Annotated in this window: 16 protein-coding genes; 8 read left to right on the top strand and 8 right to left on the bottom strand. The window is 70.7% G+C overall.

The genetic code is table 11. The annotated features are described in order from the left end of the window. Window positions 1–65: 65 nt before the first annotated feature. Together ACWF7A_RS24745 and ACWF7A_RS24740 are read right to left on the bottom strand one after the other, a co-directional pair. The gene (locus ACWF7A_RS24745; protein WP_452252854.1) at window positions 66–953 is read right to left on the bottom strand and encodes an AraC family transcriptional regulator; all 888 of its coding nucleotides are present in this window, start codon (window positions 951–953) and stop codon (window positions 66–68) included. Window positions 954–973: 20 nt separating this feature from the next. Next, a complete protein-coding gene (locus ACWF7A_RS24740; RefSeq protein ID WP_452252853.1) occupies window positions 974–1,915 on the bottom strand; it encodes a ketopantoate reductase family protein in 942 nt (313 codons plus the stop codon). Between the two features lie 71 nt (window positions 1,916–1,986). Here ACWF7A_RS24740 and ACWF7A_RS24735 point away from each other — a divergent pair, with 71 nt between their 5' ends. Beyond that, window positions 1,987–2,586, top strand: coding sequence for a TetR/AcrR family transcriptional regulator (locus ACWF7A_RS24735; RefSeq protein ID WP_452252852.1), 600 nt, complete (start codon window positions 1,987–1,989; stop codon window positions 2,584–2,586). Here ACWF7A_RS24735 and ACWF7A_RS24730 read toward each other — a convergent pair. Further along, a complete protein-coding gene (locus ACWF7A_RS24730) occupies window positions 2,541–2,981 on the bottom strand; it encodes an NUDIX hydrolase (protein WP_452252851.1) in 441 nt (146 codons plus the stop codon). The two genes, ACWF7A_RS24735 and ACWF7A_RS24730, sit on opposite strands and share 46 nt — an antisense overlap. Before the next feature lie 54 nt (window positions 2,982–3,035). Here ACWF7A_RS24730 and ACWF7A_RS24725 point away from each other — a divergent pair, with 54 nt between their 5' ends. Then, a complete protein-coding gene (locus ACWF7A_RS24725; protein WP_452252850.1) occupies window positions 3,036–3,974 on the top strand; it encodes a phosphotransferase in 939 nt (312 codons plus the stop codon). 24 nt (window positions 3,975–3,998) lie between these two features. Here the strand turns inward: ACWF7A_RS24725 and ACWF7A_RS24720 are convergent, their stop codons facing one another. The 3 genes from ACWF7A_RS24720 to metH form a co-directional block, all read right to left on the bottom strand. Beyond that, entirely contained in the window at window positions 3,999–5,921 is a 1,923-nt protein-coding gene (locus ACWF7A_RS24720) for a putative bifunctional diguanylate cyclase/phosphodiesterase (RefSeq protein WP_452252849.1), read from the bottom strand. Next, window positions 5,918–6,952, bottom strand: a complete 1,035-nt coding sequence (locus tag ACWF7A_RS24715; protein ID WP_452252848.1) for a sugar ABC transporter substrate-binding protein — start codon at window positions 6,950–6,952, stop codon at window positions 5,918–5,920. Before ACWF7A_RS24715 ends, ACWF7A_RS24720 begins: the two co-directional genes overlap by 4 nt. Window positions 6,953–7,076: 124 nt before the next feature. Then, the gene (metH, locus tag ACWF7A_RS24710) at window positions 7,077–10,652 is read right to left on the bottom strand and encodes a methionine synthase (protein WP_452252847.1); all 3,576 of its coding nucleotides are present in this window, start codon (window positions 10,650–10,652) and stop codon (window positions 7,077–7,079) included. A 159-nt stretch (window positions 10,653–10,811) separates the two neighbouring features. On the opposite strand from metH, the gene ACWF7A_RS24705 reads away from it, so the two are divergent. The 4 genes from ACWF7A_RS24705 to ACWF7A_RS24690 all read left to right on the top strand — a co-directional run bounded on the left by ACWF7A_RS24705 (window position 10,812) and on the right by ACWF7A_RS24690 (window position 16,674). Continuing rightward, window positions 10,812–11,642: a patatin-like phospholipase family protein gene (locus ACWF7A_RS24705; protein WP_452252846.1), complete on the top strand. Its 831-nt coding sequence runs from the start codon at window positions 10,812–10,814 to the stop codon at window positions 11,640–11,642. Between the two features lie 136 nt (window positions 11,643–11,778). Then, window positions 11,779–13,458 (top strand): glycosyl hydrolase family 8, encoded by a 1,680-nt coding sequence (locus ACWF7A_RS24700; RefSeq protein WP_452252845.1) that lies wholly within the window; start codon window positions 11,779–11,781, stop codon window positions 13,456–13,458. Window positions 13,459–13,576: 118 nt separating this feature from the next. Continuing rightward, window positions 13,577–15,256, top strand: coding sequence for a glycosyl hydrolase family 8 (locus tag ACWF7A_RS24695; RefSeq protein WP_452252844.1), 1,680 nt, complete (start codon window positions 13,577–13,579; stop codon window positions 15,254–15,256). A 116-nt stretch (window positions 15,257–15,372) separates the two neighbouring features. Then, entirely contained in the window at window positions 15,373–16,674 is a 1,302-nt protein-coding gene (locus tag ACWF7A_RS24690; protein ID WP_452252843.1) for a serine hydrolase domain-containing protein, read from the top strand. A gap of 159 nt (window positions 16,675–16,833) precedes the next feature. Here the strand turns inward: ACWF7A_RS24690 and ACWF7A_RS24685 are convergent, their stop codons facing one another. Both ACWF7A_RS24685 and ACWF7A_RS24680 read right to left on the bottom strand, forming a co-directional pair. Beyond that, window positions 16,834–17,529 carry a MerR family transcriptional regulator gene (locus ACWF7A_RS24685; protein WP_452252842.1) on the bottom strand — a complete coding sequence of 232 codons (696 nt, stop codon included), beginning with the start codon at window positions 17,527–17,529 and terminating at the stop codon, window positions 16,834–16,836. Between the two features lie 15 nt (window positions 17,530–17,544). Beyond that, window positions 17,545–18,606 carry a class I SAM-dependent methyltransferase gene (locus ACWF7A_RS24680; RefSeq protein ID WP_452252841.1) on the bottom strand — a complete coding sequence of 354 codons (1,062 nt, stop codon included), beginning with the start codon at window positions 18,604–18,606 and terminating at the stop codon, window positions 17,545–17,547. A 59-nt stretch (window positions 18,607–18,665) separates the two neighbouring features. Between ACWF7A_RS24680 and ACWF7A_RS24675 the strand changes: the two genes are divergently transcribed. Both ACWF7A_RS24675 and ACWF7A_RS24670 read left to right on the top strand, forming a co-directional pair. Beyond that, complete coding sequence (locus ACWF7A_RS24675) at window positions 18,666–19,550, top strand: DUF5829 family protein (protein ID WP_452252840.1); 885 nt, start codon at window positions 18,666–18,668, stop codon at window positions 19,548–19,550. Between the two features lie 40 nt (window positions 19,551–19,590). After that, window positions 19,591–22,080, top strand: a complete 2,490-nt coding sequence (locus ACWF7A_RS24670) for a LuxR C-terminal-related transcriptional regulator (protein ID WP_452252839.1) — start codon at window positions 19,591–19,593, stop codon at window positions 22,078–22,080. The last annotated feature ends 60 nt before the right edge of the window (window positions 22,081–22,140 follow it).

The following is a 22,140-nucleotide window of genomic DNA, read 5'->3' as shown; positions in this document are numbered from 1 at the left end:
ACGGTGACAGGTCAACTTCTTGGCCGGGGACGGTCGGGCCGCACGTGGCGGAAACAGGCAAAAACTCAGGTCCGCAGGGCCGCCCGGTCCTGCCGGGGCGTGACGCCGAACCGGGCCCGGTAGGTGCGGGAGAAGTGCGCCTGCGACGCGAAACCCGTGCGTGCGGCCACTTCGGCGAGCGGGACCGGTTCGCCGAGCATGCTCCGGGCCGCGTCCAGCCGCGCGGTGAGGACAGCCTGCGGCACGCTCTGCCCGGACCGGGCGAACAGGCGCGACAGGTGCCGTTCGGAGTACCCGATGGCATCGGCGATCCGGTGCGCGCACAGGTCCTGCTGGTGCAGGTGCGCCGCGATGAACGCGTGCGCCGCCGCCAGGTCCGCCTCCGGGGTCCGGTGGCCCAGCACGCTGTCGAGCAGGCCGGACGCGGTGCGCTGCAGCTCCTCCCAGTCCGCAGGGCCGCGCAACGCGCCGGTGAGCGCGCTCACCAACGCCCGCGCGTGCACGTCCTCGCGGAAGCCGAACAGCCGTGGCCGCACGGGTCCGCGCCGGGGCGCCTTCAGCACCAGTTCGGTGAGCCCGTCGGAGAACTCGCGGCGGAACGGCTGGTCGCCGTCCAGCACGAGCGCTTGACCGGGCAGGACCAGCTCACTGCCGCCGCGGTGCTCGAAGCGGCTCTCGCCGGCCAGCGAGAAGTAGACGACCACGCCGTCCGCCGGGTGCTCGGCGATCTGCCGGAGGCCGCGTTCGACGGCGTGCGGCGACCCGCTGACCCGCGCCACCTGCAGGCGGGGGAGCGTCAGGTTCACCTCGGTGCCGTCGAACGGCCCCTCGGCCGTGACCCGCAGCCCGACCAGGGCGCGGGCGTTGTGCTCCTCCCACCCGGTCAGCCTGCGCGCGCCGGGCAGGTCGTGCGTCCGGAACCTGGTGAGGCCGGGCGGGTGCACGAGTGCCATCCGTTCACGGTAACCCGGCTTCAGGCGTGCGTCGCGAAGCTCGGTTCCGCCGCGGCCAGCCGCGGTGCGGGGACGCCCAGCCGGCGTGCCTCCGCCAGGGTGTCGCGGCAGATCATCCGCGGCTCCTCCGCCCCGGGGTCGGAGTGCGTCGCGAAGTTGTCGCGCACCGGTGGGAAGTACGCGGTCAGCCAGGCGAACAAGGGAGCCGACAGCCAGGTCGGCATGCGGAACAGCAGCGCACGGCGTCCCACGACGACGCCCCGCGCCTCGACCAGCGGCAGCAGCTCACGCCCGGCCAGCAACGCCTCGCGGACGTCGCGCCGGCGTCCGGCCAGGTCGGCCAGCGCGCCCAGCCGCAGCCCCTGCGAGAACAGCCCGGCGTCCGACACGAAGTGGATCAGCAGCCAGCCGCGGAAGTCCGGTTCCTCCTTGATCCGGAACCCCGCCTCGCGGAACACCTGCCGCACGGCCCGCTCGCGTTCCGTCCGCGGCCCCACGGTTCCGAAGAGGACGGACGGCAGCATCGCCCCCCGCAGCACGCCGTCCTCGCCGAAACCGCCGCCTCCCTGGGGAAAGCCCCACGCGACCCGGTCGGCGGGAAGATCCCCGATCGCGTCCAGCGGCTCGGCCCAGATGTTGCCGAACACCAGCACCGTGGCCCTGCCGACGCGGGGTGCCAGGAAGTTCGCCGCCTCCGTCAACCGGTGGTGCCCCACGCTCAGCACGATCAGATCGAAGTCGTGGTCCGGCTCCAGCTCCTCGCGCAGGCGCACCGGCCACTCCTGCTCGACGCGCTGTCCCCACAGGCGCTGCCGCAGGTCGCGCAGGTCGAGACGCGTCGTGTCCCCGTACTCCGCCGCACGGCCGGGCCGGACGTAGAACTCGACCTCGTGCCCGGCCCGTTCCAGCGCCCAGCCGTACACGGTGGCGATCACGCCGCGGCCGAACATCAGGATCTTCACGGTCTCACCTCATGGGTTACGATGAAAGTGGAGACAATCTCCACTTCCGAAAATATGGAGACGGATTCCGTTTGTCAACGTCAGGGAAGCCGCTGCGCGCCGACGCCCAGCGCAACCGCCAGGCACTGCTGGCCAAGGCCAGGGAGGTCTTCGAGGCAGGGGAGTTCTTCGACCTGCGCTTCGACGACTTCGCGCGCCTCGCCGGAGTCGGCACGGGCACGCTGTACCGCCACTTCCCGACCAGGGAGGCACTGGCCGAGGCGGTCTACCACGAGGAAGTCGTCGCGTTGTGCGAGCGCGCCCGCCACCTGCGGGCCACGGCACCCGCGCTGGACGCCCTGACGACGTTCCTGCGCGAGATGGTCGGCTACCTGCACGCCAAACAGGGCCTGGCCCGCACGCTGGCGACGCTCATGGCCGCGGACTCACTGGCAGAGGGCAGCAGGGCGCTGGAGGAGGCCGTCACCGGCCTGGTCGACGCCGCGGCTCAGGCCGGTGCGGTCCGAGCCGACGTGGGAGCGGGGCCGGTCATGATGGCGCTGCACGGCATCGGCGCGGCCCACGAGAGGCCGGACTGGCGGGCGGAGGCGGACGGAGTGATCACCCTCGTGCTGGACGGGCTCGTTCAGCGGTCCCAGCCGAGCAGCCCGAACGACTGCCCGGCCAGGTAACCGGCGATCCCGGCGGCCGGGTACGTCATGGTGTCCTCGGGCAGCGCGCGGAGCCCGAACCACCGCAGCTCCGAACACTTCGCCGGCTCGAGGTTCACCGGCTCCCCGCTCCACCGCAGGACCTCGAAGAACAACCCGAGCCGCGGCTCCACGCCGGTGCCGGTGGCGTGCACCGTGTGCACGTGCCTGAGGTCGCCGGCCTCGATCACCACGCCGATCTCCTCCGCGGCCTCCCGCGCGGCACCGCCGAGCACCGACTCGCCCGCGTCGAGCTTGCCGGACGGCAGGTGCCAGAGACCGTCGAACCGGGGATCGGTGTCACGGCGGCGGGACAGCAGCACCTCGCCGTCGCGCACGAGCAGCACGTGGACGTCGATCAGGTGACGGTCGGCCATGGGGTCACCGTAAATGATCTGCGTTCGGCGCCGGTGTCGTGACACGATCGTGCCATGACAGCCTTCGCGACCCCCGAAGACATCGCCCACCGCACCAACGCCGCACGGGACGCCGCGGTGGCGGCCGGTCGCGAACTCGGCCTGGAGATCACCGAGGGCAAGGTCCTCTACGAACTGTTCTCCGTGGTCGTGCACCTCGCGCCGGCCCCGGTCGTCGCCCGCATCCCGACCGTCCTGCCGCACACGACGACCCTCGAGTCGCTGGCGCGGCGCCAGCAACAGGAGCTCGACGTCGCGCAGTGGCTGCACGACCAGGGCACGCCGGTGATCCCGCCGAGCCCGCTCGTCGAGCGCGTACCCGTGCAGCGCGACGGTTTCTCCATCACGTTCTGGCCGTTCACCGACGAGGACAAGTCCCAGGAACCGGACTACGTCAAGAACTCCGAGCTCTCCGCCGACCTGCACAAGGCGCTGCGGGACTATCCCGGCGAGCTGGACTTCCTGTCGTCGGCCGAACCCCGGTTCGTCCGGGAAGGCCTCGACAGGCTCGCGGGACTGGACGTCGTCACCGCGGAGGACCTCCAGCGCGCACGGGCGGAGTGGGAGGTGCTGGAGCCGCTCGTCAGCTCCGAGGCCGAGTTCCGCAAGAGGTTCCCCGGCATCGACCTGCAGCCGATCCACGGCGACTCACCGCCCGCGAACATCTTCGCGAGCACCGGCGGCCCGTTGTTCTCCGACTTCGAGCTGATCACGTACGGCCCGGTCGAGTGGGACCTGGCCGGTCTCGGCCTGGAGTACGAGGCCGCCTACAACCGGGGAGCCCTGAAGAACGGGTTGCGCGAGCTCGACAAGGAGGTGCTCCGGTTCGTGAACGCGGTCGGCGCGATCCGGGTGATCGCGTACCTGTCCGTCGCGGACCAGTTGCCCGCCATGGTCGACTTCATGCAGCCGTTCATCAACCAGTGGCGGGACACCGACGTGTACACGCGGTAACCGCGAAGGCCAGCGGTCACCGCGCTACGCGTGAGCCGCGGCCCGATCCCCGAGCCAGGCGACGACTTCCTCGGCGGGCAACGGCTCGCTGAGGAAGTACCCCTGCACCACGTCGCACCCGGCCTCGGCCAGCGCCGTCCAGGTGTCCTGGTCCTCCACACCCTCCGCGACGGCCTGCAGCCCGAAGTTCCGGGCCAGCGCCACCAGGGCGTGCACGATCGCCGAATCGCCCGCGTCGGTGCACATGTGCGTGACGAACGAGCGGTCGAGCTTCATCTCGTGCACCCGCATGCTGCGCAGGTACGAGATGGACGAGTAGCCGGTGCCGAAGTCGTCGATCGACAGCCGCACACCCAGTTCGGTGAGGCCGCGCAACACCTCCACCGCGCGGTCCGGGTCCGAGATGATCGCGGACTCGGTGATCTCCAGCGTCAGCAGGCGCGCGGGCAGGCCGTGGCGCTTGATCAGGTCCGCCACGTCGCCGGGGAACTCGGTGTGGTGCAGGCACGCCGCGCCCACGTTCACCGAGACCGGCACCTCCCAGCCCGCGTCCGACCACGACCGGCACTGCCTCAGAGCAGCGTCGATCACGTACCGGGTCAGCGGCTCAATGAGGCCGTTCTCCTCGGCGATCGGGATGAACTCGTCCGGACGCACGAGCCCGCGCGTCGGGTGCTGCCAGCGGGCCAGGGCCTCGACGCCGCACACCGCGCCCGTGTCGGCCAGGGCCTTGGGCTGGTAGTGCAGGAACAGCTCGCCCCGGTCGATCGCGTGCCGCAGCTCCGTGACGGCCGTGAGGTGGGCCGCACCGCGTTCGTGCAGGCGGGCGTCGTAGACGGCGACACCGGACTTCTCGCGCTTCGCCGCGTACATCGCGATGTCCGCGTGCCGCAGCAGCTCGTGGCCGTCGCCCGAGTCCGCCGGGCACAGCGCCACACCGACGCTGCCCGCGATCTCCAGCTCCAGGCCCTCCAGTGTCACCGGCATCGCCAGCGCCTGCAGGATCTTCTCCGCGACCATGCTCGCGTTCTCCGCCGAGCCGACCCCGGGCAGCAGCACGGCGAACTCGTCGCCGCCCAGCCGTGCCACCAGGTCCGTGTCGCGCACCGCCCACGACAGGCGGTTCGCCACCTGGCGCAGCAACAGGTCACCGGTGTGGTGGCCGAGGGAGTCGTTGACCTCCTTGAACCTGTCGAGGTCCACGATCAGCAACGCCAGCGGCTCGTCCTTCTTGCGCGCCTTCTCGACGGCCAGCTCCATCCGCCGCGCGAGCAACGCGCGGTTCGCCAGGCCCGTCAGGGTGTCGTGGTGCGCCTCGTGCTCGTTCTTCGCGGCCTGGCGCAGGATCATGCGGCGCTGCCCGAGCAGCACCATGCCGAACAGGCCCACGAGGGCCGCGTCGAACACGAACACCACGATCTGCGCGATCCGTAGCCGCGCGTTCTTCTCGTCGGCCGCGCGCAGGTACTCGGTGGTGTCGAGGCGCAGGGTCCCGATGGTCGAGGAGATCTGGCGCCGCAACGAGGAGTGCGCGAGGCCCGCCTGGTCCGCCTGCACCGGGTCGGTGCCGGCGATGACCTTGCGCAGCATGTCCGAGGTCTGGTCGTACAGCGCCAGCAGCTTGCCGGCCTCGTCCGCGTCGGACGACGTGCCGTTGGCGCGCAGCCACTCCAGCTCGGCGCGGGCCGAGCCGACGGAGTTCTCCAGCGGCTCGACGGTCTGCTGGGTCCGCGCGACCTGCAGGTCCCGCAACGCGTTGTCGGCGACGTTGATGTGCTCCAGCACGCGGGCCCACCGCTCGCTGGAGTCGTTGAGCTCCCGCACGTGCGCGGTCGTGGCCCGTGCGTCGATGCTGCTCCACAGCGCCAGTCCCGCGAGGACCAGCAGCCCGAACGTCAGCCCCACCGTCGCCACCCGTGCGGTGGCGCGGCCTTCCCAAAAGCTCACCGTGCCTGCTCCAACGGTCGCACCCAGCTCGCCGGATCCTCGACGAAGCTGTCGATCTGAGGCTGGAAGAACTCCCTGCGCGCCTTCTCCGACTCCTGCCGGTGCAGGATCTGGTCCAGGTTCCCGGTGGTCACCGTGAGCCCCGGCGTCTCGACCCAGCCCTCCGGCAGCGCGGCGCCGCCCTTCGCGTGCCGTGCGAGGAGCCAGCCTGCCACAGCGCCCTTGAGGTAGTGCTCGGGTGAGACGGACGCGACCATCGCGCCGTCCCTCACCGCCTGCAACGTTCTCGGGTCGACCCCGAACCCGCCCACCAGCCACCTCGCCGACTTCTCGGTCTTGAGCGCGGCGAGGTTCACGCCGTCGCAGTCGCCCGTACCAACGAACGCGAGGGCGTTCGGATTCGCCGCCACCAGACGTTTCCACGCGTCGCGATTCGCGGCGTCGTCACGTTGTGTGTCGAACGGGCCCAGCACCACTACCCCCGGTAGCTTTTCGGCGAATCGACCCCGGATTCCGTCGGCCCGGTCGTCGAACCCGGCGAGTCCCGGAGCGGTGTTTCCCAGCACCACTGTTCCGGTCGCGTCCGAGGGCAATCGGCGCATCAACTCGTCAGCCAGCTTTTCGCCGAGTTCGTAGTTGTCGTTACCGATGTGCAGTTTCACCCCGGAACTCGCGGTGAGCCGCATGTCCACTCCGACCACCGCGACGTGCTGCGACAGCGCTTCACCGATGGACGGCGCCATCAGTGCGGGCTCCGACGTGGCCACGGCGATTCCGCCTTGTGCCGCCAGCGTCAAATCCCGGAACAACTCGACTTCCTTGTGCCCGTCCTGGCCGGGAGGTCCGGTCACCGTCGCGCTGACCCCGCCGATCCGGCCGACGCCCTCGTGGAATCCGCTGGTCATCTCCTGGGCGAAGGACCCGCCCGTGCGCTTCACGACGAAACCCACGTGCGGCAACGCCTCGGAATCCGCGGCGGCACCACAGCCCGCGAACAGCACCAGACCCAGCACCAGCGCCGCCGCTCGCATGGATGACCTCGGGCTCGTTCGACCTACGGGTGACTGATCTCCAGAGCGGCCGAGCCTACATCGGTTGATGCCAAACCGGGACAACGCCCGTCTCGACGGGAAGCGCTTTCACGCCCCGAATCGATCAGGCCGGTTCGTACCCGAGGTTCGGGCGCAGCCACTGCTCGACTTCCGCGAGAGGCTTGCCGTACCGCGTCGCGTAGTCCTGCACCTGGTCGCGCCCGAGCCGTCCGACCGTGAAGTACTTCGCCTCGGGGTGCTGGAAGATCAGGCCGCTCACGCTCGCCGCCGGGTTCATCGCGAACGATTCGGTGAGCGAGACCCCGATTTCCTCCTCGGCGCCCAGCAGGTCGAACAGTTCGCGCTTGACGGTGTGGTCCGGGCAGGCCGGGTAACCGAGCGCCGGGCGGATGCCGCGGAACTTCTCGGCGTGCAGCTCGGCCAGTTCCGGCTGGGCGTCCGGCTCGAACCAGTCGCGCCGCGCCCGCAGGTGGATCCACTCGGCGAACGCCTCGGCGAGCCGGTCCGCCAGTGCCTTCACCATGATCGCGCGGTAGTCGTCGTTCTGGGCCTCGTACTTCGCGGCCAGCTTCTCCGCGCCGAGGATCGTCACCGCGAACCCGCCGAGGTGGTCGCCCTCCGGCGCGACGTAGTCGGACAGGCAGCGGTTCGGGCGGGAAAGCGGCTTCTGCGTCTGCTGGCGCAGCATCGGGATCCGCACGCCGTTCTCGAGCAGGATGTCGTCGCCTTCGGAATGCGCGGGCCAGTAGCCGTAGACGCCCTTCGCCTCGAACAATTCGCCCGCGACGATTTCGTCCAGCAACGTCGTCGCGTCCTCGTAGAGTTCACGCGCGACCGGCTGTTCCAGGATCGCGGGGAACTTGCCTTTGAGCTCCCAGGCGAGGAACAGGAAAGTCCAGTCGATGAACTCGCGCAATTCGCCCAGAGTGGGCGTCAGCACGCGGGTGCCGGTGAATTCAGGCGTCGGCAATTCGGAGAAATCGACCTTCTCCGCGTTCGCGCGAGCGGCGTCGAGCTTGAGCAACGGCACCGACTTGCGGTTTTCGTGCTGTTCTCGCAAGCGGGCCTGTTCGGCGCGGTTCGAGATGTTCAGCTCGTGGGCCCGGCGGTCGTCGAGCAGGTCGGAGACCACTCCGACGACCCGCGACGCGTCGAGCACGTGGATCACCGGCTCGTCGTAGACCGGGGCGATCTTCACGGCGTTGTGCTGCTTCGAGGTCGTCGCGCCGCCGATCAGCAGCGGCAGCTTCATGCCGCGCCGCTGCATCTCCTCGGCGACCGAGACCATCTCGTCCAGGGACGGCGTGATCAGCCCGGACAGGCCGATGACGTCGGCGTGCTCCTTGATGGCCGTGTCGAGGATCTTCGCGGCCGGCACCATCACGCCGAGGTCGATCACCTCGTAGTTGTTGCAGCCCAGCACGACGCCGACGATGTTCTTACCGATGTCGTGGACGTCGCCCTTGACCGTGGCCAGCACGACCTTGCCGTTGCCGCCGGCCGTGGCCTTCGGCTCGGCGTCCATGAACGGCTCCAGGTACGCGACGGCGCGCTTCATCACGCGGGCGCTCTTCACGACCTGGGGCAGGAACATCTTGCCCGCGCCGAACAGGTCGCCGACGACCTTCATGCCGTCCATCAGCGGGCCCTCGATGACGTCGAGGGGGCGGGGGAGGGCCTGGCGGGCCTCCTCGGTGTCGTCCTCGATGAAGTCGACGACACCGTGCAGGATCGCGTGCTCCAGGCGCTTGCCGACCGGGGCCTCGCGCCACGACAGGTCGACCACGCGCTTCTGGCCGGGGCCCTTGACGGTCTCGGCGTGCGTGACGAGCCGGTCGGTCGCGTCCTCGCGCCGGTTGAAGATGACGTCCTCGACCAGTTCCAGCAGGTCGGCCTTGATGTCCTGGTAGACGACGAGCTGACCGGCGTTGACGATGCCCATGTCCAGTCCGGCCTTGACGGCGTGGAACAGGAACGCCGAGTGCATGGCCTCGCGGACCACGTCGTTGCCGCGGAACGAGAACGACAGGTTCGAGATGCCGCCGCTGATGCGGACTCCCGGACATCGCTCCTTGATGCGCGGCAGGGCGTCGATGAACGCCTTCGCGTAGCCGTTGTGCTCCTCGATGCCGGTCGCGACGGCGAGCACGTTCGGGTCGAAGATGATGTCCTCGGCCGGGAAGCCGACCTTCTGCGTGAGCAGGTCGTAGGCGCGGGCGCAGATCTCGACCTTGCGGTCGGTCGTGTCGGCCTGGCCCTGCTCGTCGAACGCCATCACGACGACACCGGCGCCGTAGTCGCGGATCGTGCGGGCCTGCCGCAGGAACGGCTCCTCGCCCTCCTTGAGGCTGATCGAGTTGACCACGCCCTTGCCCTGCACGCACCGCAGCCCGGCCTCGAGCACGGTCCAGCGGGAGCTGTCGATCATCACCGGGATGCGGGCGATCTCGGGTTCCGTGGCGATGAGGTTCAGGAACGTCGTCATCGCCTGCTCGCCGTCGAGCAGGTCGGCGTCCATGTTGACGTCGAGCAGGTTCGCGCCGCCGCGCACCTGGTCGAGTGCCACGGTGAGCGCGGCGTTGTGGTCGTCGCTCTCGATCAGCCTGCGGAACTTCGCCGAGCCGGTGACGTTGGTGCGCTCGCCGATCATCACGAACCCGGTGTCGGGGCCGATCTCGAACGTCTCCAGGCCGCTGTAGCGGGTGGTGTGGCGCGGCGGGACGACCTCGCGGGCGTCGATCCCGCGCACGGCGTCCGCGATGGCCTTGATGTGCGCGGGGGAGGTGCCGCAGCAGCCGCCGACGACGTTGACGATGCCCTTGCCCGCGAAGTCCTTCAGCAGGGCGGCGGTCTCGTCCGGGGTCTCGTCGTAGCCGCCGAACGCGTTGGGCAGGCCGGCGTTCGGGTGGCACGCGACGTAGGTGTTCGCGAGGCGCGCCAGGTCCGTGACGTGCGGGCGCATCTCCTCGGCGCCCAGCGAGCAGTTCACGCCGACGACCAGCGGCTCGGCGTGCGCGATCGAGTCCCAGAACGCCTCGACGGTCTGGCCCGACAGCGTGCGGCCCGACAGGTCGACGATCGTCACCGAGATCCACAGCGGCAGGTCGGGCGCGACCTCGCGGGCCGCGGCGATGGCGGCCTTGCAGTTCAGGGTGTCGAAGATCGTCTCGATCAGCAGCAGGTCGACGCCACCCTCGTGCAGTGCCGAGATCTGCTCCGCGTAGGAGGCCTTGACCTGCTCGAACGTGACGGCGCGGAACGCCGGGTCCTCGACCTTGGGCGACAGGCTGAGGGTGACGTTGAGCGGGCCGACCGAGCCCGCGACGAACCGGCCGCCGAACTCGTCCGCGGCCTGCCGGGCGAGGCGCGCGCCGGCGATGTTCATCTCGCGGACGCGGCTCTCGAGCCCGTAGTCGGCCTGGCCGATCGAGGTGGCGGTGAACGTGTTGGTGGTCGTGATGTCCGCGCCCGCCGCGAGGTACTGCCGGTGCACGTCGAGCACCAGGTCGGGGCGGGTGAGGTTGAGCAGGTCCGGGTCGCCCGCCACGTCCGGGACGTGGCCCTCGTACTCGGTGCCGTAGTAGTCCGCGGGGGAGAGCTTGGCCTGCTGGAACATCGTGCCCCAGGCGCCGTCCAGCACAGCGATCCGCTGGTCCAGCAGGGACTTGAGTCCACTCACGCGCGCTCCCGAAAAGTCGGAAGCGCCCTTTGTTCGTGGTGGAACGAAGCCGAGCGTGGCAGGCGTGCGAGCCCGTTGCAGCGCTTCTCGGTTTCGCGGTCAAGGCTACCAACATCGACCATGGACCAGGAACCCGTCCCACTCCATAGGATGGTCGTCGTGACCGGAAAACGCGCGTTGGTGCTGGGTGGCGGTGGTGTCACCGGAATCGCCTGGGAGACCGGGATTCTGCACGGACTGGCCGAACAGGGCGTCGATCTCACCGACGCCGACCTGTTCGTCGGGACGTCCGCGGGATCGGTGGTGGCCACCGAACTGGCGGGAGGCGCGCCGCTCGCGGACCTCTACGCGGGCCAGCTGGCGCCACCCGACGGGGAGATCCCGGCTCGTCTCACTTCGTGGATGGTCGTCAGGTACGCGCTTTCCTACGTGATGCCGGGGTCGCCTGCGCAGAAGCGGGCCCGGCTCGGACGTGCCGCGCTCAAGGCCCGCACGCCGTCGGAGGAGTCGCGGCTGGAGGTGTTCGACAGCCGTCTGTCCACGAAGGACTGGCCGGAGCGTCCGCTCAAGGTCACGGCCGTGGACACCGCGGACGGGAGGTTCGTGGCGTTCGACCGGGACAGCGGGGTGCCGCTGGTGAAGGCGGTGGCGTCGAGCTGTGCGGTGCCGCTGGTGTGGCCGCCGGTCAGCATCAACGGCAACAGGTACATGGACGGCGGCATGCGGTCCGTGGCCAACGTCGACCTCGCGGCCGGGTACGAGCGGGTCGTGGTCATCGCGCCGTTGACGCGGTCGGCCAGTCCTGCCGCGGCACCCGGTGCGCAGGCGGCGAAGCTCGGGGTGCCGTCGATCGTGATCAGTCCGGACGCCACCGCGCTGACGGCGATCGGCTCGAACCTGCTGGACCCGGCGAGGCGCAAACCCGCCGCGGAGGCCGGGTTCGCGCAGGCCGTCTCGATCGCCGGGGACGTCGGGAAGGTCTGGCGGTAGTCCACCGCGAGATTTCTGTCTTGTTCCTGTCTCGATGACTGGTCCACACCTCTTGTCCCGAGCCGACGCACCCGCCTAGGGTCGCCGCCATCCAGACCTCAGGAAGGTTTGTTAACCAATTGGCTGGGAGGTGAGTGTGGACAGACGATCGGCGGTGGCGGCGATCAGTGCCTGCGGTCTCGTGGCGGGTCTCCTGGTGGCGGGGACGACCAGCGCGACGGCCGCGGACCCCCTGGTCTCGCAGGGCAAGGCGGTCACGGCGTCCTCTGTCGAGGGTGCCGGGCTCGAGGCCGCGAAGGCCGTGGACGGCAGCACGACGACGCGGTGGGCCTCGGCCGAGGGCAGCGACCAGGAGTGGATCCGGGTCGACCTCGGCTCGGCCCACTCGGTCAGCCGGGTGCGGCTCAACTGGGAGGCCGCGTACGCGAGGGGTTACCGCGTGCAGACCTCTCCCGACGACTCGGCCTGGGCGGACGTGTTCTCGACCGGTGCCGGTGACGGCGGGGTCGACGACCTCACCGTGTCGGGTTCCGGCCGGTACGTGCGGGTGCTCGGCACGGCCCGCGGTACGGAGTGGGGCTACTCGCTGTGGGAGCTGGAGGTCTTCGGCGTCGCCGGTGGCACCCCGCCGACCACGACCACGACGACCACCCCGCCCTCGGACGGCCTCGGTTACGCGTTCGGCAGCCGCAAGACCTCCTACGCGGCGGGCACGTTGCGCCCGTCCGGCACGACGTCGAGCCTGGACGCCGCGGTGGTGGACTACTACCAGCGCTGGAAGTCCGCGTTCGTGCGGCAGAACTGCGGCAACGGCTGGTACCAGGTGATCTCACCGGACGCCGACCATCCTTACGTCGCCGAGGCGCAGGGCTACGGCATGGTCGTCGTCGCGCAGATGGCCGGCGCGGACCCGGACGCCCGCAAGATCTTCGACGGGCTCGTCAAGTGGAAGATCGACCACCCGTCCTCGATCAACCGCGACCTCCTCGCGGCGGAGCAGGACGTGAACTGCCGCAGCGTCAACGGCGGTGACGGCGCCACGGACGGCGACATGGACGTGGCCTACGGGCTGCTGCTCGCCGACCGGCAGTGGGGCAGCACCGGCACGCACAACTACAGGCAGCTGGCGATCCGGCACATCAACGCGATCAAGGCCAGCGAGGTCAACCCGCAGACCAACCTGCTCAAGCTGGGCGACTGGTCCAGCGCGGGCGACCAGTACTACTACCTGTCGCGGTCGTCGGACTGGATGGTCGACCACTTCCGGGCGTTCCGGAAGGCGACGGGGGACGGGGCGTGGGACACGATCCGCACCGCGCACCAGAACGTGATCTCGTCGCTGCAGCAGAACTACGCGCCGAACACCGGTCTGCTGCCGGACTTCGTGGAGAACACGAACTCCTCCGCGCGCCCGCCCGCCGGGCAGGTGCTGGAGAGCGTCAACGACGGCAAGTACTACTGGAACGCCTGCCGCGTGCCGTGGCGCATCGGTGCGGACGCGGTGACCAGCGGTGACTCGGCGTCCGTGACGGCGGCCCGCAAGCTCAACACGTGGGTGAAGTCCAAGACGGGCGGCAACCCGGACGGCATCGCGATGGGCTACCAGCTCAACGGCACGCAGATCTCCGGTGGCAGCGCCGCCGCGTTCTTCGCGCCGTTCGCGGTGGTGGCCGCGACCGATCCGGGCAGCCAGGCGTGGCTCGACGCGCTGTGGAACAAGATGCTGCGAACGCCGGTCGACGGCGGCAGCTACTTCTCCGCGAGCATCCAGCTGCAGGTGATGATCACGGTCACGGGCAACCACTGGGTGCCCTGACCTGCACTGTCCGAACGCGCAACAACTGGTCGGTACCTCTTGTCCATGTGGTCTGACCTGCATACCGTCGCCAACCACTCGCATTGACAGCTTTGTTAACTAATTGCTGGAGGCGGTCGTGGGCGGCAGAGAAGTGGCTATCGGGGCGGCCGGGCTCGTGCTCGGCCTCCTCGTGGCAGGAACGACCATCGCATCGGCGGCGGACCCCCTGGTCTCCCGCGGCAAGGCCGTGACGGCCTCCTCGGTGGAGGGGTCCGGTCTCGAGGCGGGCAAGGCGGTCGACGGCAGCACCTCGACCCGCTGGGCCTCGGCCGAGGGGCACGACCCGGAGTGGCTGCGCGTCGACCTCGGCGCGGCGCACTCGATCAGCCGGGTGAAGCTCGACTGGGAGGCCGCGTACGCCAAGTCGTACCGCGTGCAGACCTCCTCCGACGGGTCCACCTGGACCGACGTCTACTCGACCAGCGCCGGTGACGGTGGTGTCGACGACTTGACGGTGTCCGGTTCGGGACGATATGTCCGGGTCTACGGCACCGCTCGCGGCACCGCGTACGGGTACTCGCTGTGGGAGCTGGAGGTCTACGGCGCCGTCGGTGGAACTCCGCCGACCACGACCACGACGACCACCCCGCCCTCCAGTGGACTCGGCTATCCGTTCGGCAGCAGGCAGACCCCCTACGCCTCCGGCATCCTGCGGCCGTCGGGCAGCACGGCCACCCTGGACGCGAAGATCGTCGAGTACTACAAGAAGTGGAAGGCCGCGTTCGTGAAGCAGAACTGCGGCAACGGCTGGTACGAGATCATCTCGCCGGACGCCGACCACCCGTACGTCGCCGAGGCGCAGGGCTACGGCATGGTGATCACTGCACAGATGGCGGGCGCCGACCCGGACGCGAAGAAGATCTTCGACGGCCTGCTGAAGTACAAGCTCGCCCACCCGTCGGTCAACAACCCCGACCTGCTGGCCGCCGAGCAGGACGACACCTGCAAGAGCGTCAGCGGCAGCGACAGCGCGACCGACGGCGACATGGACACCGCCTACGGCCTGCTGCTGGCCGACCGCCAGTGGGGCAGCACCGGCACGTACAACTACAAGCAGCTCGCGGTGAAGAACGTCAACGCCATCAAGAAGAGCCTCATCAACCCGAACACCAACCTGCTGCTGATGGGCGACTGGTCGACCTCCAGCGACAGCAGGAAGTACTACGGCTCCCGGTCCTCGGACTGGATGTCGGACCACTTCCGCGCGTTCCGCAAGGCCACCGGCGACGCAGCGTGGGACACGATCCGCGCCAAGCACCAGGACCTCGTCGCGACCCTGCAGTCGAAGTACGCGTCGAGCACCGGCCTGCTGCCGGACTTCGTGCAGGACACCAACTCCACGGTGAAGCCCGCGGTCGGCGAGATGCTGGAGGAGGCGGCCACCGACGGCAAGTACTGGTACAACGCGTGCCGCGACCCGTGGCGCATCGGCGCGGACGCCGCCCTGACCGGCGACACCAAGTCGCTCGCGGCCGCCCGCAAGATGAACTCGTGGATCAAGAGCAAGACCGGCGGCGACCCGAACAAGATCGCGATCGGCTACTCGCTCAACGGCACGCAGATCGACAGCGGCAGCGACGCGGCGTTCTTCGCGCCGTTCGCGGTGGCGGCCACCACGGACGCCGGCAGCCAGGCGTGGCTGGACGCGTTGTGGGACAAGATGGTGGCCACTCCGGTGGACACGAACACGTACTTCGGCGCGAGCATCCAGCTGCAGGTGATGATCACGGTGTCCGGTAACCACTGGATCCCGTAGGCCTAGCGACGGTTCCGGCCCGAGGCTCGGGCCGGAACCGTCGTCACAGCCCCTGGCGAAACCAACTCCATCGCGGGCTTGACCTTGACCCTGGGTCAGGGTTCGAGGGTGTGGGCATGGACAACGACTTGCTCGCCCGGACCGCCACCCGCTTCGACATCCCCGGCGCCGCCGCCGGCGTCCTCCACGCCGGCCGGACCCACCACTTCACCCATGGCGTCACCAGCGTCGAGAACCCCTTGCCGGTCACCGAGGACACGCTCTTCCTGCTCGGGTCGATCACCAAGACCTACACCGCCACCGCGATCATGCGGCTGGTCGCCCAGGGCCGGGTGTCGCTGGACGCGTCCGTCCACGAGTACGTGCCGGAGCTCCAGTTGCGGGACGGGCGGTCGTTCACCGTCCGGCAGTTGCTGAACCACACGTCCGGGCTTGACTGGGGCACGCTCGTGGACACCGGGGAGGGCGACGACGCGTTGCGGCGGCACGTCGACGAGCTCGCCGGACTGAAGCTCATCGGGGTGGTGGGGGAGCGGCCGTCGTACAGCCAGTCGGGGTTCAACCTCGCCGGGCGGATCATCGAGAACGTCACCGGGCAGACCTACGAGCAGGCGATGGCGGCGTTGCTGCTGGAGCCGCTCGGGCTCGGCGGCACGCACTTCGACCGGGACGCGGTGATGACGCGGCGGTTCGCCGTCGGGCACGAGAAGGGCGAGGTCGCACGGCCGTGGAGGCATTGGCGTGCCAACAATCCCGGTGGCGGGATCGCCGCGTCCATCACGGATCTCCTTGCATGGGCACGTTTTCACCTCGGGGACGGGGACGGCATCGACTTCGCGGAGATGCGGCGGCCCACGGCGGTGTTGCGCGGCAGCAACCTCGGGGACGCCATCGGGGTCGGGTGGTTCCTGCGCACGATCGACGGGGTGCCGGCCATCGGGCACGGCGGGTCGTCCAACGGGCAGTTCGCGGAGCTGCTGATCGTGCCGTCGCTCGGGTTCGCGGTGGTGTCGGTCGCGAACCAGGGGCCGGACGGGATCCCGTTCAACCAGGCGGTGGTGCGGCAGGCGCTGGCGCACTTCGCCGGGCTGGTCGATCGTGACCCGGAACCGTTGCCGTACAACGCCTCCGCCGCTGCCGAGGTGGCCGGTGCGTACGACAACGACGCGATGGTCATGACCATCGACGACACCGGGGCCGGGCTGGTGCTGGAGGTGCTGATCCGGCCGGAGATCCGCGAGGCCGCGGAGACGGATCTGCCGGCCGACCACGCGCCGTTCCCGATGGGGCTGCTGCCGCGTGACGAGTACATGATCACCGCTGGGGCTTTCGCCGGGCAGCGCGGGTTCTTCACCCGTGACGCCGAGGGCGTGATCGTCGGCGTCGACCTCGCCGGACGGATGTTCGGTCGGGCCTAGGGCGTGTCCTGCAAGTCTGCTCGATGAGAGTCACGGTCGAGAGACTCGGAGGTGGCACCGCCGCGACGTCCTCGTCCTGGAGGTGTTCGAGCGTTGTGGCGGTGCCGCCTCCGCGGCCCTCAGCCGCGACTGTCGCGGACGAGATGTGCAGGACAGGGCCTAGAACCCTGCCATCCGTTCCCACGCGGGAGAGGTGGCGCCGGCGGCGGACAGGGCCAGCGCGGTGACCTCCGGATCGGCCATCGGTACGGCGGGCCTGCGGGACAACCAGTCCGCCGTCCGCCGCGCCAGGTCGGGCAACCGAGGGTCGTCGGCGGGGAGGTCGAACGCCTCGTCGTGGTCCAGGTAGATCCGCCGGAACTCGGGATCGGCGAGCGACTCGGCCTTGTCCGCGAGCCAGACCGCCGCCTCGTGCGGTGCCACGGCCTGCATCAGCACCCAGACCTCCCGTTCCATCCGGACGCCCCGCTCGCTGACCCCCATGTCCCGCAACAGGTCCAGCATCGCGGCGGCCTCGCGCGAGACGAGCAGCGCGTTGCCGGAACGCAGCCGCACCACCCGTTCGCGGGCCAGCCGGATCTCCTCCTCACGGCGGCGCAGTGCCTCGTCGATCTCCTCGATCGCCGCGGCGAACTCCTCCTCGTCCGCGAAGAGCAGGTCCTTCACGCGGGCGAGGGGGACGCCGGCCTCGGCGAGCGTGCGGATCTTGACCAGGGCGACCGCGTCCTGGGCGGTGTAGCGGCGGTAGCCGGAGTGGTCGCGCTCGGGCTCGGGCAGCAGGCCCACCTTGTGGTAGTGCCGCACCGCCTTGACCGTCACGCCCGCGTACCGGGCGACCTGGCCGATCGTGATCACCCCGGCATGATCCCACTACAGGGTGCGCAGGAACGCCGGACCGCCCTCCTCGGCGTTCAGTCCCTTCTCCACGAACGCGATGTTGTGGTGGAACGAGATCCCGCTGATGTTGCGCTCCAGGTACGTGCCCTCACCGCGCGGATCGCCCACCTCGGCCCGGTTCAGGCCGTCCACGAAGGACTTGAGCAGGCCCATCGACGTGGGCGGGGTCGCGTCGGGGTGGCCGCCCCAGCTCGGCCAGTACGAGGTCTGCAGGTCCTCGACGACGTAGAGGCCGCCCGCGCGGACGTGCGGGAACAGCGCGTGGAAGGAGGTCCGCACGTGGTCGTTGAGGTGGCTGCCGTCGTCGATGACCACGTCGAACGGGCCGAGCTCGCGGCCCAGCCGGTCGAGGAACGCGGCGTCGGACTGGTCGCCCCGCACGGCCGTGATGCGCGGGCCGCTGACGTTCTTGCGCGCGATGTCCAGGCCGTGGATCAGGCCGCGCTGGAAGTAGCGCTGCCACATGCGCAACGAGGCGCCGCCGCTGTCCGGGTCGTCGTAGCCGCCGATGCCGATCTCCAGCACCCGGACCGGTTCGGTGCGCAGGCGGGCGAAGTGGCGTTCGTAGTGCTGCGTGTACCAGTGCAGGTCGCCCCACTTGTCCGAGCCGAACTCGACGGCCAGCTCGCCCAGGTCGCGGCGGACGGGCCTCAACGCGGACAGGAGCTCCTGGACGGACTGCGCGAGGCCCTTGCGGCTGTGGAACCAGCCGGCCATGCCGGTGTCGTCCAGGTCGGGGTTCGGGGTGGTGACGGCGAGGCTCGGCCACGGGCGCTCGTCGGTGCCGTAGAGGCCCCGGACGGCGTCGGCCAGGTCGAGCGCGACCACCACGTCGGCGTCGGTGCGCAGGTGGGAGGTGGTCCGGCCGGTGAAGCAGAGGTCCAGGCGGACGTCGTGCTCACCGATCTCGCGGAGGACCTCGGCGGCGACGGCCTCGGGGGTCAGCCCGCGGATCACCTCGGTCAGCAGGTCACGGCCCGCGGTGGCGGCCTGCAGCAGCGGAGCGAGAACCGTCCACCTGGAGGTGTCGAACACGGGGTCCCCTTCGTCCGGCTCGAGTCTGGCTTGAGCCCGTGCGTCTTACGATCGACCCTATGGGGATCCGACGGGTGTTCTGCATGATCTTGGCCGTAGTCCTGGTCGTGTCGGCAGCGGGACCGGCACAAGCGGGAGAGCGGCAGTTGCTGTTCTACAACCACGCCTGGGGAACGTTCGACCGGGCCACGGCCGACGCGGTCGAGCACTCGCGCTACCTCAAGGAGTTCGCGGACTTCGAGGTGCGCACCACCACCGGCGCCGACGGCAGGGTCTGGACGGGCCGCTACCTGCGCGGCAGGGAGACCTACCTGGAGGTCTTCGGGCTGGGCGACGTGCCGGGCCAGGACGGTGAGCTGGGCGCCGCGGGGCTCGGGCTCTCCACCGAGCGCGACGGGGACGTCGAGAAGCTCGGGGCCCGGCTGCGGGCCGCGGGGGAGAAGCCGACCGAGTTCCTGCAGACCCGCGACTTCGGCGACGGCAAGCCCGTGCCGTGGTTCGACTCGCTGTTCCTGGCCGAGAAGTACGAGCGTTTCGGCGCCTGGGCCATGGAGTACCGCGACGAGTACATGAACGACCCGCGCAGCAAGGTCGGGCCCGCGAAGTTCCCCGGCGACGTGTCCCGGGAGCGGTACCTGCCGGACACGTACGAGGACAGGCTGATGCGCGACATCACGCTGCTGCACATCGCCGTCACCCCCTCGGACCTGGAGGACACCCTGCCGCTGCTGCGGGCGGGCGGGTTCTCGCTGCGGACCGGGGACGGCTCGGTCGTGGCCACCCGCGGCGGCACCACGATGCGGTTCGACGAGGCGCCACTCGGGCAGACCGGGCTGAAGCGGGTCGAGTTCGAGCTGAACTGCGCGGTCGGGCGGCACGTCGAGAAGCTGGGCACGTCCACGCTGGTCGTGGGTCCGGGCAAGCGCGCGGTCTGGACTTTCTGACACCCTGGTCCGAACGGATCAACGAACGGGGTGTCGGCGGGTGTCGCTGGTCGGGCGGGATCGGGAACGGGAGCGGCTGGCCGCGCTGGCGGACTCGGGCGGGTCGTTGCTGGTCGTCGGCGAGCCCGGCGTGGGCAAGTCGGCGTTGCTCGCCTCGCTCGACGGCCACCGGGTCGTCGGCGTCGAGGCCGAGCAGGACCTGCCCTACGCCGGACTGCACCAGGTCCTGCACCCGTTCCTCGACCTGACGGCGCTGCCCGGCGTGCGGAGGGCCGCGCTGGAGGTCGTCTTCGGACTCTCCGAGGGGCCCGTGCCGCCCGTGCACCTCGTCGGCCTCGCCGCGCTGGACGTCCTCGGCGCGGCGCGGTCCGTCGTGCTGGTCGACGACGCGCACTGGCTGGACCAGGCGAGCCGGGACGTCCTCGGGTTCGTGGCGCGCCGCCTGTCCGGCTCCGCGCTGGTGGTGGCCGCGAGGATGCCGGTGTTCGCCGGGGTGCCCGTGCTCTCGCTCGAACCGCTGGCGGCCGCGGAGGCGCTGGCGGTGCTCGACACCGTCGCGCCGGACCTGGACGGCGAGCGCCGGTCGTGGGTGCTCGCGCAGGCGGCTGGTAACCCGCTGGCGCTCACCGAGCTCCCGTTCGGCGGCGACTCCCTGGAGGAGACGTTCGCCGCGCGTGCCTCGGCCCTGCCCGCCGAGGTGCGGTCGGCGTTGCTCGTGCTGGCCCTCGGCGGTGAGTGCTCTGTCGATCTCGCGCCCGCGGTCGAGGCCAGGCTGGTGGACCCCGGCGGCGCGTTCCGGCACCCGTTGATCAGGTCCGCGGTCGTGCGGGCGGCCAGCGCCTCGGAGCTGCGCGACACCCACCGCCGCCTCGCCTTCGCGACCGGGGAGCCGGACCGGCGCGCGTGGCACCTGGCCGGCGCCACGGCCGGTGCCGACGAGAACGTGGCCTGCCTGCTGGAGAAGACCGCCGACCGGGCGTTGCGGCGGGGCGGCGCGGCCAGTGCGGTGAGCGCGCTGGAACGGGCGGCCGAGCTGGGAGACCGCGCGCAGCGCGCCCGGAGGCTGTTGCGGGCGGCCGAGCTGGCGACGGAGGCGGGGCGGCGGGACGACGTCGAACGCATCCTGCTGGACGTGCGGGGCCTGGACCTCACGCCACGGGAGCGCGCGCTCGTGACGTGGCTGCCCACGGCGTTCGACGACGGCGTCGGCGTGGGGGAGCCGGGCGAGCTCGTCGGACTCGCCGAGTCCGTGGTGGCCGACGGCGACGTCGACCTGGGGCTGCGGATCTTCTGGAGCGTCGCGATGCGGTGCTTCTGGGTGGAGCCGGGAGCCGAGGCCCGCGAACGGATCGCGGCCGTGGCGCGCCGGCTGCCGATCGACCCCCGCGACCCGCGCATGCTCGCGATGACGGCCTACGTGTGCCCGGTCCAGCAGGGGGACGCGGTGGTCGCCGGGCTGCGCGCGGTCCGCGGCGAGTGCGACGACGACCCAGCCATCCTCCGGTTGCTCGGCAGCGCCGCCCTCCAGGTGGGCGCGTTCACCGACTCCGTCCGCTTCTCCCTTGCCGCGCAACGGGGTTTCCGGGCACAGGGCCAGTTCGCGCTCCTCGCCCGCGCCCTCGCCGTCGAGGCCTGGAGCCGCACCCGCCTGGGCGACGTCGCCGCCGCCGAACCGGTGGCCGGGGAAGCCGCCCGCCTCGCCGAGGAGACCGGCCAGCCGTACATGCACGGCCTGGCCACGGCCGTGCAGGCCGAGATCGCCGCACTGCACGGCGAGTACGACCGGTCCGCCGAGCTCGCCGCCGAAGCCGAACGGATCGGGCTCGCGGCGGACGCGCGCCCCGTGCTCGCCACCGTGCAACTGGCCAGGAGCCTCGCCGCGCTGGGCGAGGGCCGCTACGCCGACGCGTTCGCCGCCGTCCGTCGCGTCCACGACCCGGCCGACCCCGCCCACCAGCTGGCCCTGCGCCGCTACGTGCTGCCCGAACTGGCCGAGGCCGCGACCCGCGGCGGCCACGCCGACGAGGCCCGCAAGATCGTCGAGGAACTGGACACCGCCACCAGCTCACCCGCGCTGGCATCAGGCCTGAGGTACGCGCGCGCCCTCCTCGCGGCGGACGAGCACGCCGAGGCACTGTTCGAGACGGCACTCGACGCGGACAGCTCGCCGTGGGACCGCGCCCGCGTGCGGCTGGCGTTCGGCGCGTGGCTGCGCAGGCAACGGCGGGCGGCTCAGGCCCGGCCGCACCTCAAGGCCGCCGCGGAGGCGTTCGAGGCGTTCGGCACGAAGGACTGGGCGCAACGGGCCCGCGAGGAGCTGCGGGCGTCCGGCGAGTCGCGGGGCGGCAACGGCGAGCTGACCGAGCACGAGCTGACCATCGCGCGGATGGCGGCCGACGGGCTGACGAACAAGGAGATCGGGGAGCGGCTGCACCTGTCGCACCGCACGGTCAGCACGCATCTGCACCGGATCTTCCCGAAGCTCGGGGTCACGGCCAGAGCCGAACTGCGCGAGGCCCTGGCGGACTGACGTACCCGATGACCGTCACCTGACGCTCGCGACGCCCCGGCCTCCGCCCCTACGGTCGAT

The sequence above is a fragment of the Lentzea sp. NPDC055074 genome (assembly GCF_053608005.1).
This window is presented reverse-complemented; position numbering and strand designations above follow the sequence as displayed.

What these genes read in the sequence shown, in the direction of transcription:
- ACWF7A_RS24675 (WP_452252840.1), top strand. Translation starts at nt 18,666, where the DNA reads ATGGGGATCCGACGGGTGTTCTGCATGATCTTGGCCGTAGTCCTGGTC.
- ACWF7A_RS24715 (WP_452252848.1), bottom strand. Translation starts at nt 6,952, where the DNA reads ATGCGAGCGGCGGCGCTGGTGCTGGGTCTGGTGCTGTTCGCGGGCTGT.
- ACWF7A_RS24690 (WP_452252843.1), top strand. Translation starts at nt 15,373, where the DNA reads ATGGACAACGACTTGCTCGCCCGGACCGCCACCCGCTTCGACATCCCC.
- ACWF7A_RS24725 (WP_452252850.1), top strand. Translation starts at nt 3,036, where the DNA reads ATGACAGCCTTCGCGACCCCCGAAGACATCGCCCACCGCACCAACGCC.
- ACWF7A_RS24730 (WP_452252851.1), bottom strand. Translation starts at nt 2,981, where the DNA reads ATGGCCGACCGTCACCTGATCGACGTCCACGTGCTGCTCGTGCGCGAC.
- ACWF7A_RS24745 (WP_452252854.1), bottom strand. Translation starts at nt 953, where the DNA reads ATGGCACTCGTGCACCCGCCCGGCCTCACCAGGTTCCGGACGCACGAC.